The organism is Vibrio sp. 10N.222.49.C9, assembly GCF_041474985.1.
Taxonomy (GTDB): domain Bacteria; phylum Pseudomonadota; class Gammaproteobacteria; order Enterobacterales; family Vibrionaceae; genus Vibrio; species Vibrio crassostreae_C.
On record NZ_JBFRVD010000142.1, the window covers coordinates 1 to 209 of the forward strand.

The window sequence follows — 209 nt, forward strand, 5'->3', positions numbered from 1 at the left end:
CTTAAAGATGGTGGAGCTATGCGGGATCGAACCGCAGACCTCCTGCGTGCAAGGCAGGCGCTCTCCCAGCTGAGCTATAGCCCCATCTAGGTCGATATTGGTGGGTCTGAGTGGACTTGAACCACCGACCTCCCGCTTATCAGGCGAGCGCTCTAACCAGCTGAGCTACAGACCCAATATCGTCTCTTAACTTTTCTAAACCTAATCAA

At 53.1% G+C, this 209-nt stretch carries 2 tRNA genes; both read right to left on the reverse strand.

The features are described from left to right. Positions 1-8 precede the first annotated feature (8 nt). Positions 9-84: transfer RNA gene (locus tag AB4585_RS22400), tRNA-Ala, on the reverse strand. 14 nt (positions 85-98) lie between these two features. Further along, positions 99-175, reverse strand: a tRNA-Ile gene (locus AB4585_RS22405). Positions 176-209 lie beyond the last annotated feature (34 nt).